Here is an 8,698-nt window from a genome sequence, read left to right on the forward strand (position 1 = left end):
ACACCACGGACCTGTATCACTTCCCGGTCGTGCACAAGTCGTGGATGAAATCGATCGACGATGAAACGGCCGCCGCGATCACGAGCTTCATGACGAGCGACGAGGCCTTCTGCCGCTCGCTCGGCAACGGCCACAGCCTCGCCGTGCTCATGCCCGAGCTCGTCGATCTCGACCAGGACGACGGCGCACCGCTGCCCGAGCGCTTCCAGGAACTGGCCGCGCAGCTCGCCGAACGCCACACGCCCGAAGAAGTGCGCCGCATCGTGCGCTCGTTGATGGGCGTGGGCTTCAACCTGAACCTGTTCCCGAACCTCGCGCTCTCGATGGCATTTTTCCGCGTGCTGCGGCCCATATCCGCCGAGGAAACCGAAATCCGCCACATCGCGCTCGCGATGGATGGCGGCCCCGATGAAGCCAACCGCGTGCGCCTGCGCATTCATGAGCACTTCCAGGGCCCGTTCGGATTTGGCAGTCCTGATGATGCCGAAGCCTGGGAGCGCGTGCAGCGCGGCGCCCACGCCGGCCCCGACATTCCGATTCTCGTGAATCGCGGCCTGAACCGCGAAACCACGGCCCCGAACGGAGAAAAGACCGCACACGCCACCGACGAAACCGGCATGCGCGAAGCGTATGCGCAGTGGCGCGCGATGATGGAGGCATGATGGACGACCGAAACGTACTCAACACACAAGAGACTTTTACGCGCGCCGTGCAGTTCATCTGGCGCGAGGCTGAAATGCTGGACCGGCGCGAATACAACGCATGGCTCGACCTGTGGGACCCGCAGGGCTACTACGTCGTGCCGATCGACCCGAATACGACCGATTTCGCCGCCACGCTGAACTACGCGTACGACGACCATCACATGCGCGAGATGCGTGTGCAGCGCATGACCTCGGGCTATTCGGCTTCCGCGAGCGACGCGGCGCGCACGGTGCGCACGGTTTCGCGCTTCACGTTGTCGAGCGACGCGGCCGATACGGTCGAAGTCAAGTCATCGCAGATCGTCGTCGCGTACAAGCGCGGGGCGAATACGATCTTCGCGGCGGACCTCACGCACCGCATCAGCTTCGCAAGCGGCGAACCGAAACTGCAGCAGAAGGTGATCCGGCTGATCGACTCGACCGAGGCACTGAGCGCGGTCGGCTTCCTGCTCTAAAAAACAGGGGCGCGCAGCAAGACTCGCGCGCCCTGCTTCCATTCGAAACCATGCCTACACTCGAAGTCTATCTGCCCGCGGGCCATGCGGAAGCACGCAAGGCGTCGTTGATCGGGCGGCTCACGGATGCCACCGTCGAGGCGATCGGCGCACCCGTGGAATCCGTGCGCATTCTGCTCACCGAACTGGCCGCCACGCATTACGGCATCGGCGGCAAGCGTGCCGCCGACGGCGCGCCGCCTTCGCTGCCCGTGATCGTCGCGATCCTGATTGCGGGCCGCACGCCCGAGCAGAAAGCCGCGCTCATCGAAGCACTGGCGAGAACGAGCGCCGACGTGCTCGATTCGCCGCTCGACGCGACGCGCGTCATCATCAAGGACATTCCGAGCACCGACTTCGGCCTCGGCGGCAAGACGGCGCGCTCACTGGGACGCTGATCGATGAGCGCAGTGACGTCGCGATCCGGGCGCTATTCGAAACTGAGCGGCAGCGCGAAGCAGCATTCGAGGCCGCCGCTCGCCGCCGGCAGCGCCCAGATCGTTCCGCCGTGGCGCGTCACGATGTTCTTGCACAGCGACAGGCCGATGCCGTTGCCGCCCGCCTTCGACGACGAAAAGCCGTCGAAGAGGCGCCCATGCGCGTCGGCGGGCACGCCTGGACCGTTGTCGATCACGCGCACGAGCGCCCTGCCTTCTGCTTCCTCGCACGCGAGCGTCAGGTCACGGCGGTCTGCGTCGACGCCCGCCAGCGCGTCGATTGCGTTGAAGGCGAGATTCAGCACCACCTGCCCGATCAATACGCGCTCGCACAGCACGGGCAACGCGGTTTTGGGTTGCACGATATGAGCCCGCACACCGGTATCGCGCGCGCGCAGCTCGATGAAGTAAGCGACGTCGGCGAGAATCTCGCGCAAGTCGATACGCGCTTCGGTCGGCTCGCGTTTCACGATGTATTCGCGCACGCTCTTGATGATGAGCGCGGCGTGCTCCGCCTGGCGGTCGGCGCTGCGCAGGCCCCAGATCGCATCCTCGACGCTCCCCGCCTGCTCGAGACGCCGGATCGCGCCTTCGATGAAGTTGCGCACCGCCGCCAGCGGCTGGCTCAACTCATGTGCGATGGCCGTGGCCATCTCTCCCATCGCGTTGTAACGCCCCGCGTATTCGAGCATGCGTGCCTCGGTGCGGCGCGCTTCCTCGATGCTGACTTCGTCGGAGATGTCGCGAAAGTGAATCAGGAGCCCGTCGATGTCGCCTTCGATCACGAGCCGCCGGCACGTGACGCGCAGCCAGCACGCGCTGCCGTTGCGCCGGATCATGCGATAGCGTTGCGGCTCGGATGGGCGCTGCAGCGGCGCGTCGTCGAGCTGCTCGGCGAGGCGTTCGCGGTTGTGCTCGCTGCAGTAGTCGAATACGGAGCCCGGCGCGTCATGGGCGGCGAGGCCGAGCAGGCGGCGCCCCGAGTCGCTGATGAACTGGACCGCGCCATCGTGCGTGAGGAGCGCGACGCCTTCGCTCAAATCCTGCATGAATTCGCGCAGCCGCGTTTCGTAGCGCCGCAGTTCCTGGCGCACCGCTTCCTCCGCGCTGATGTCGCGAAACTGGACCATCACGACGGCGCGCTCCGAGAGCGGCACATACGTTGCAATCGCCTCGGAAAGCATGTCCTGCCCCGTGCGCGAGCGATAGCACCACTCGTAGCCCTGCGGCCCTTCGGTGATCGAGCGGTCCATCGCCGCCACGGCGATTTCCCGCGCGTATTTCGGCTCGGGGCGCGTCATGTCGCGCGCCTTCAGCGGCAACAGCTCCTCCACGGAAAAGCCGAGCGCGATGCACGCCGCGCGATTGGCCCAGACGATCGCCTTCGTGTCGGCGTCGTGCAGCAGCACGCACATCGTCAGGGCGTCGAGGAGACGCCGGAAATCGTCTTCGGTGGGATACGTCATGGTGGTGAGCGCGATGCGGGCTGCGTGCCCGCCAGGTGGTGCCCAAACGATAGCATCCATGCGCCGCGCGGGGAATCTGAAGATTTCTTTAGACGCGCGGGGAGCGCTACTTAAAAATGGGTACGGCGTCCCAATTGATGGCCCCTTTTTGCTTTTCTAGACTGAGTTCCAGACTGGACGCCCGCCAATGAACGCGACGCCCAACGCCCTAAACCTTGCGGCTCAGGAATTCAGGAGAGACACCATGCAATCCGTTGCGACCGCCGTCCCATCCCACAGCGACCACCGCGCACACGCCCGCCTCGCGCAGCCGGGCGAGAGCCTGCCGCTCGACGAAGTCATCGACGTGGTGGCCGCGCGCCGCGACGAATTCGACCGGCTTTCGCACGTGCCGCGCGATGTCATCGATCTCTTCAAGCGCGCGGGCATCTATCGCGCCGGCACGCCGAAGCGCTTCGGCGGCGACGCGCGCGCGCCAGGCGAGTTTCTCGAGATGATCGAGCGCATCGCCGTTGCGGACGGCTCGGCAGCATGGGTCGCGAGCTTCGGTTCGGCCAACGTCTACCTTGCCGCGCTGCCGCTCGAAACCCAGGCGCAGATCTATGCGAGCGGCCCCGACCAGGTGTTCGCGGGCGGGCTTTTCCCGGTGCAGTCCGTGCAGGCGGCCGAAGGCGGCTGGCGCGTGAACGGCACGTGGAAGTTCGCGAGCGGCTGCAAGGGCGCCGACTGGCTCGGCGTGGGCATCAGCACCGGCGAAGGCGCGGGCAGCGGCCCGAACAAGCCGCGCACGGCCGTGTTCCGCCCCGAGCAGGTGGAGATCGTCGAGAACTGGAACGTGGTGGGCATGCAAGGCACGGGGAGTCACGACCTGCGCGTGACCGACCAGGTCGTGACCGAAGACTGGACCTTCGTGCGCGGCGGCACGCCCTGCGTGGACGAATCGCTCTATCGCTATCCCACCGTCGCCTACGCGGCGCAGGTGCTCGCGGTCGTGAACCTCGGCCTCGCGCGCGCCGCGCTCGACGTCGCCAACCACATGTCGGGCGGCCGCCGCACGACGACCGGCGCGCCGCAACTCGCGGACCGCGCGTACTACCGCATCGAGCTCGCGAAGGCCGAAGCGCAACTTCGCTCGGCGCGCGCGTTCTTCTACGAATCAACCGACAGCGTCTGGCAATCGATTCTCGCAGGCAACCCCGTGACGCCCGACCAGGTCAGCCTGCTGCGCCTCTCTGCCACCCACATCGCACGCGAAGGCGCCGACGTCGTGCATCGCGCATACCGGCTCGGCGGCACGATGGCGATCTATCGCACGCACCCGCTGCAGCGCCTGTTGCGCGACGCGATGGTGGTCACGCAGCACGCCTTCCTCGCCGAAGGCAATTTCGACGGTGCAGGCGCCGTGTTCGTCGGCGTGCCGCCGATTCCGGGTTACCTGTAACCGCAGATCACATACCACAAGGAATCAATCAGATGTCCGAAACTTCAAACAACCGCCCCCTGCCGCTACGCGTGCTGTTCTGCTGCGGCGTGACGCAAAACTTCTTCGACCTGCCGCGCGAGGAGATCGGCGAAGTGTGGCAGGCGTACGGCAAAATGCTCGCCGCTGTCGAGACGATGGACGGCGTCAAGGTGCTCGGCATCATGGACGACGACCGCCTCGTGGTCGGCCAGGCCACCGGTTCGCCGTGGACCTTCTACATCATGGCCGACGTCGCCGACTTCGACACCGCCGTGGCCGTCTGCAATCTCTATCGCACGACGCCGGTCGGCGAGTACAACCTGTGGCGCTACGGCAAGATCGAAGCGCGCGTGGGACGCGCGCTGGTCGTGCCAAATGCGGTGCCGCCCGCCGCGAGCGCGTGAGCCCATGGCGATGACGACTGACGCTACGCGTACGATCGCGGCGCTCGAAGCGCGCCTCGCGGCGCTCGAAGGCGCCTCTGCCGTGCGCAGGACCATGACGCGCTATATGGCGCTGTGCGACGTGCCGAGCGGTGCGCTCGACGGGGAATCGCTCGGGCGCCTCTTCAAGGCCGACGCGCTGTGGGAAGGCATCGGCCCGCAGTACACGAGCAAGTTCGGCCGCATCGAGGGACGCGAAGCCATCGTCGCGATGCTCGCGCGTTATCTGCCGCCCGAGCCGCATTTCGCGACCAACGTGCACTTTCTCACGTCCGAAAGCATCGACATGCTGACGCCCGTGCGCGCGAAAGGACGCTGGATCATGCTGCAGGCCTCGGGCTACGTGGACGACCGCGCCGAGCTGATCGGCGCGCGGCTCGACGTGGACTTCGTGCCTGCTTCGGAATCTTCGCCGGGTGCTTCCCAGTGGCTCATCGCGCACTTTCGCACCGAGCGCCTCTTCGATGCGCCGTGGCGCGTGTCGCCGCGTCCCACAGCCTGACCGAGCCATTTAACGGAGCCGAATCGATGAGCGCCTTACTCAGTACCTTCTCGCTTGGCGGCAACGGACCCACCGTCGCCATCAAGGACACCATCGACATTGCGGGCATGCCCACGACCGGCGCAAGCCGCGCGCTCGCCGATGCCGCGCCCGCGCAAAAGCACGCGCAAGTCGTGCAGTTGCTGCTCGACGCGGGCTGGAACATCGTCGGCAAGGCCAACATGCACGAGCTTGCGTTCGGCATGACCGGCATCAACGACTACACGGGCACGCCCGTCAATCCCCAGGACGCGTCGCGCATTCCGGGCGGCTCGTCCAGCGGCTCGGCCAGCGCGGTGGGCCTCGGGCTCGCGGACGCGGCGCTAGGCACCGACACGGGCGGCTCGATTCGCGGCCCCGCCGCGTGCTGCGGCGTAGCGGGCCTCAAGCCGACGTTCGGGCGTGTTTCGCGGCGCGGCGTCGCGCCCGCCGAATCGACGCTCGATTGCGTCGGCCCGTTTGCACGCGACGTGCGCATGATCGCCGAAACGATGGGCGTGATCGCGCCCGCGTTCGACAAGGACGCCGCGCTGAAAAAAGTCACCGCGTGCAGGGTCGGCGTGGCCCAGGTCGATGCGCAGGCGGACCTGCTTGCGGCCGTTGCGCGCGCGCCGCAACGTGCGGGCTTCGTATCGCAGGCCATCGAGCTTGCAGGCCTCGCCGACGCATTCCAGGCGGGCCTCGCGATCATCAACGCGGAGACGTGGGCCGCATTCGGCCATCTCGTCGACAGCGGCAAGCTTGGCGCCGATCTCGAAGCGCGCCTGCGCGCCGCGTCATCCACGACGCCCGACCAGGTGAGCGCGGCGGAGCGCGTGCGCCGCAGCTTCACCGAGGCGGTCAATCGCGTCCTCGGTGACGTGGACGTCATCGTGATGCCGACGCTGCCCGCGCTGCCGATCACGCTCGATGAAGCGCGGCGTGGCGTGTCGGTAATCGCGATGTCTTCGCTGATCCGCCCGTTCAACTTGAGCGGTCATCCGGCACTGAGCCTGCCGCTGCCGATCGACGGCTCGCCGCTCAAGGCCGGGCTGCAGATCGTCGGGCGTCACGGCGCCGATGAACAGGTTTGCGCCGTCGCCGCCGCACTCGAAGCCGCCCTCGCCGGCTGACATTCTTCAAGGAACCGAAAACCCATGTCCAGCAGAGTCGTTCTTGTTACCGGCGCGGCGCGCGGCCTCGGCGCCGTCATCGCCGCGCGTTTTCATGCGGCGGGCTACCGTGTCGCCCTTGGCGACGTGGCCTTCGAAGCCGCCGATGCCACCGCGCGCGGCCTCAGTGCCGATGCGTCGAGCGCGTTCGCGCTCAAGCTCGATGTCACGTCGAAAGACGATTTCGTGCGTGCGCGCGATGCGATCGTCGCGCGCTGGGGTCGCATCGATGCGCTCGTGAACAACGCGGGCGCCTCGAAGGTCGTGCCCGTCATGGAGATCACGGCCGAGCAGTTCGACCAGGTCATCGACGTCAACCTGCGCAGCGTGCTGTTTGGCTGCCAGGTGTTCGGGCAGCACTTCGCGAATCAGGGCGACGGGCGCATCGTCAATATTGCCTCGCTCGCGGGCCAGAACGGCGGCTCGGCCACCGGTGCGCACTATGCGGCAGCCAAGGGCGGCGCCATCACGCTCACGAAGGTGTTCGCGCGCGACCTCGCCGCTTCGGGTGTGACCGTGAATGCCATTTCGCCGGGGCCGCTCGATCTGCCGATCGTTCACGAAAGCGTGCCCGCGGACAAGCTCGACAAGGTGATCGCGAGCATTCCGGTAGGCCGCCTCGGCGCCGCCGACTACATTGCCGACGCCGCCGTGCTGCTCGCCTCCGGCAACGCTTACTTCGCCAATGGCGCGTGCTGGGACATCAACGGCGGGCTCTACATGCGCTAAAGCGCGTTGCCTGCGGGGCCGCCGGCAACGGCGAGACCCGCGGCGCACGAGCCGCACGTGCCGGATGCATGCCGCCTCACGGCGTGTGCGTCTGCTCGCCCTGATCCCACACCGCCATCACGTCGCGCACGAGCGTGGCAATTGAAGCCACGCCGAGCTTGTCCTTGATGCTCGCGCGATGCACGTCGACCGTCTTCACGCTGATGTCGAGGTCCGCCGCGATGCGCTTGCTGCCCTTGCCGTCGATAACGCCGCGCAGCACCTCCCTCTCGCGCCCCGTGAGCGATTCGAGACGCTTGCGCAGATCGCGCCGCTTCTGGTCCGCCGCGTGACGCTGCGTGGCGAGCTTCATTGCGCGTTGCACGCGATCGAGCATCTGCTGCGAGTTATACGGCTTTTCCACGAAGTCGATGGCGCCGTTCTGCAGCGCGCGCACCGACATCGGTATGTCGCCGTGGCCGCTCACGAAGATGATCGGCAATGTCGCGCCGCGGCGGTTCAGCTCCGTCTGCACGTCGAAACCGCTGGTCTCGGGCATGCGCACGTCGAGCACCAGACACGCAGGGATGTCAGGATCGAATGCGCGCAGAAATTCGCCCGCATTGGCGAACCCTTCCGACTTCACGCCGACCGACTCCAGCAGCCACGCCAGCGAGGTGCGCATGCCGTGGTCGTCGTCGACGATGTAGATGACCGGAGCAGGCTGAGTCATCCGATCTTTCCCCCATGATTCGCTGCGAAACGCTGCGGACGCGCCCTGTGCCGCCCTATTCCTCTTCACGCTTTCGCCAGTTCGAGTCCATCATAACCAGCCGGAAAAGCCGTGAAAACCCGCGTTAACCGGTACTTTTGCGAAGCGCAGCCTAAGTACGGGGCCACGTCCTGGTAAAACCTTTAGACGGCTCGGGAACGACGCCAGCGCGCCGGCGATTCGCGACAGTGTTTTTCAGACGGTGCTTGCCGTACGCTTGAATGCCATGCACAGCGCGGTCCGCGTTGCTGCACATGAAGCCAACGCCATTGCACGGAAAGCCCACCAATGTCCGACACAACCAGCACGACCCCGCTCCCGGTGAGCGACGCCCGCAACGAATTTCGCCAGGCGATGGCGCATCTGTCAGCCGCCGTCAACGTGATCACGACGGCCGGTCCGTTCGGCCGCTGCGGCATCACCGCGAGCGCTGTGTGCTCCGTCACGGATACGCCGCCCACGCTGCTCGTCTGCCTGAACCGTTCAAGCGCGATGCACACCGCTTTCGCAGGCAACGCCA

Annotated in this window: 11 protein-coding genes; 9 read left to right on the forward strand and 2 right to left on the reverse strand. The window is 66.5% G+C overall.

The genetic code is table 11. The annotated features are described in order from the left end of the window. The 3 genes from VMJ11_RS09380 to VMJ11_RS09390 form a co-directional block, all read left to right on the forward strand. A partial coding sequence (locus VMJ11_RS09380) for an RHO alpha subunit C-terminal catalytic domain-containing protein (protein ID WP_325619139.1) occupies positions 1–662 on the forward strand: 662 nt, incomplete at its 5' end. Beyond that, the gene (locus VMJ11_RS09385) at positions 659–1,159 is read left to right on the forward strand and encodes an aromatic-ring-hydroxylating dioxygenase subunit beta (RefSeq protein ID WP_325619140.1); all 501 of its coding nucleotides are present in this window, start codon (positions 659–661) and stop codon (positions 1,157–1,159) included. The genes VMJ11_RS09380 and VMJ11_RS09385, both read left to right, overlap by 4 nt. Before the next feature lie 50 nt (positions 1,160–1,209). Beyond that, the gene (locus tag VMJ11_RS09390; RefSeq protein ID WP_325619141.1) at positions 1,210–1,596 is read left to right on the forward strand and encodes a tautomerase family protein; all 387 of its coding nucleotides are present in this window, start codon (positions 1,210–1,212) and stop codon (positions 1,594–1,596) included. Positions 1,597–1,628: 32 nt separating this feature from the next. On the opposite strand, the gene VMJ11_RS09395 is transcribed toward VMJ11_RS09390, so the two are convergent. Beyond that, positions 1,629–3,101: an ATP-binding protein gene (locus tag VMJ11_RS09395; protein WP_325619149.1), complete on the reverse strand. Its 1,473-nt coding sequence runs from the start codon at positions 3,099–3,101 to the stop codon at positions 1,629–1,631. A gap of 244 nt (positions 3,102–3,345) precedes the next feature. Here VMJ11_RS09395 and VMJ11_RS09400 point away from each other — a divergent pair, with 244 nt between their 5' ends. From VMJ11_RS09400 to VMJ11_RS09420, 5 genes are read left to right on the forward strand one after another with little or no spacing between them, the layout of a single operon-like run. Next, a complete protein-coding gene (locus VMJ11_RS09400; protein WP_325619142.1) occupies positions 3,346–4,542 on the forward strand; it encodes an acyl-CoA dehydrogenase family protein in 1,197 nt (398 codons plus the stop codon). Between the two features lie 32 nt (positions 4,543–4,574). Next, a complete protein-coding gene (locus VMJ11_RS09405; protein ID WP_325619143.1) occupies positions 4,575–4,967 on the forward strand; it encodes a hypothetical protein in 393 nt (130 codons plus the stop codon). A 4-nt stretch (positions 4,968–4,971) separates the two neighbouring features. Next, positions 4,972–5,508 carry a nuclear transport factor 2 family protein gene (locus VMJ11_RS09410; RefSeq protein WP_325619144.1) on the forward strand — a complete coding sequence of 179 codons (537 nt, stop codon included), beginning with the start codon at positions 4,972–4,974 and terminating at the stop codon, positions 5,506–5,508. 26 nt (positions 5,509–5,534) lie between these two features. Then, entirely contained in the window at positions 5,535–6,659 is a 1,125-nt protein-coding gene (locus VMJ11_RS09415; protein WP_325619145.1) for an amidase, read from the forward strand. A gap of 24 nt (positions 6,660–6,683) precedes the next feature. Next, a complete protein-coding gene (locus tag VMJ11_RS09420) occupies positions 6,684–7,427 on the forward strand; it encodes an SDR family NAD(P)-dependent oxidoreductase (protein ID WP_325619146.1) in 744 nt (247 codons plus the stop codon). 76 nt (positions 7,428–7,503) lie between these two features. Here the strand turns inward: VMJ11_RS09420 and VMJ11_RS09425 are convergent, their stop codons facing one another. Then, the gene (locus VMJ11_RS09425; RefSeq protein WP_325619147.1) at positions 7,504–8,139 is read right to left on the reverse strand and encodes a response regulator transcription factor; all 636 of its coding nucleotides are present in this window, start codon (positions 8,137–8,139) and stop codon (positions 7,504–7,506) included. 327 nt (positions 8,140–8,466) lie between these two features. On the opposite strand from VMJ11_RS09425, the gene VMJ11_RS09430 reads away from it, so the two are divergent. Beyond that, positions 8,467–8,698 (forward strand): flavin reductase (locus VMJ11_RS09430; protein WP_325619148.1); only part of this gene is annotated, 232 nt, incomplete at its 3' end.

It is taken from the genome of Paraburkholderia sp., from assembly GCF_035501035.1.
Classification (GTDB): domain Bacteria; phylum Pseudomonadota; class Gammaproteobacteria; order Burkholderiales; family Burkholderiaceae; genus Paraburkholderia.

Bases quoted from the DNA above. Each gene is read 5' to 3' on its own strand.
- VMJ11_RS09385 (WP_325619140.1), top strand. From the start codon at position 659: ATGATGGACGACCGAAACGTACTCAACACACAAGAGACTTTTACGCGC.
- VMJ11_RS09390 (WP_325619141.1), top strand. From the start codon at position 1,210: ATGCCTACACTCGAAGTCTATCTGCCCGCGGGCCATGCGGAAGCACGC.
- VMJ11_RS09395 (WP_325619149.1), bottom strand. From the start codon at position 3,101: ATGACGTATCCCACCGAAGACGATTTCCGGCGTCTCCTCGACGCCCTG.
- VMJ11_RS09400 (WP_325619142.1), top strand. From the start codon at position 3,346: ATGCAATCCGTTGCGACCGCCGTCCCATCCCACAGCGACCACCGCGCA.
- VMJ11_RS09405 (WP_325619143.1), top strand. From the start codon at position 4,575: ATGTCCGAAACTTCAAACAACCGCCCCCTGCCGCTACGCGTGCTGTTC.
- VMJ11_RS09410 (WP_325619144.1), top strand. From the start codon at position 4,972: ATGGCGATGACGACTGACGCTACGCGTACGATCGCGGCGCTCGAAGCG.
- VMJ11_RS09415 (WP_325619145.1), top strand. From the start codon at position 5,535: ATGAGCGCCTTACTCAGTACCTTCTCGCTTGGCGGCAACGGACCCACC.
- VMJ11_RS09420 (WP_325619146.1), top strand. From the start codon at position 6,684: ATGTCCAGCAGAGTCGTTCTTGTTACCGGCGCGGCGCGCGGCCTCGGC.
- VMJ11_RS09425 (WP_325619147.1), bottom strand. From the start codon at position 8,139: ATGACTCAGCCTGCTCCGGTCATCTACATCGTCGACGACGACCACGGC.